We start from the raw sequence: 745 nt of genomic DNA, 5'->3' as shown, positions 1-745 counted from the left end.
GCGACCATCGCGGCCTGCCGCTGGCGCTCATCAGCACGGAAGGGGCAACAGCGTGGTGCGCAGAATATGATGAATGGGGCAACCTGCTGAATGAAGAGAACCCGCATCAGCTGCAGCAGCTTATCCGGCTGCCGGGGCAGCAGTATGATGAGGAGTCCGGCCTGTATTACAACCGCCACCGCTATTATGACCCGCTGCAGGGGCGATATATCACTCAGGATCCGATTGGACTGAAGGGGGGATGGAACCTGTATGGATATCAATTGAATCCGATATCAGACATCGACCCCCTGGGTTTATCTATGTGGGAGGATGCAAAATCGGGGGCATGTACTAATGGTCTTTGCGGCACACTATCCGCTATGATAGGTCCAGATAAATTTGATTCTATAGATAGCACCGCATATGACGCCTTAAATAAAATAAATAGCCAATCTATTTGCGAAGATAAAGAGTTCGCTGGTTTAATATGTAAGGATAATAGTGGCAGATATTTCTCAACAGCACCTAACCGAGGAGAAAGAAAAGGATCATATCCATTCAATAGCCCTTGCCCTAATGGTACTGAGAAAGTATCAGCTTATCATACTCATGGTGCAGATAGTCATGGAGAATATTGGGACGAAATATTTTCAGGTAAAGATGAGAAAATAGTTAAAAGTAAAGATAACAATATCAAGTCATTTTATTTAGGTACGCCCAGTGGTAATTTTAAAGCAATAGATAACCACGGGAAGGAAATAAC

The 745-nt window shown here is 44.8% G+C and carries 1 protein-coding gene; it reads left to right on the top strand.

The window, feature by feature from the left end; translation table 11 throughout:
- Nucleotides 1-745 (top strand): DUF4329 domain-containing protein (locus E0D98_RS25175; RefSeq protein ID WP_131891431.1); only part of this gene is annotated, 745 nt, incomplete at both ends.

The sequence above is a fragment of the Escherichia sp. KCJ4928 genome (assembly GCF_004352695.1).
Classification (GTDB): Bacteria; Pseudomonadota; Gammaproteobacteria; order Enterobacterales; family Enterobacteriaceae; genus ECMA0423.
The sequence above is the reverse complement of the archived record's forward strand: the minus strand, read 5'-3'. Positions and strand labels throughout refer to the sequence as shown.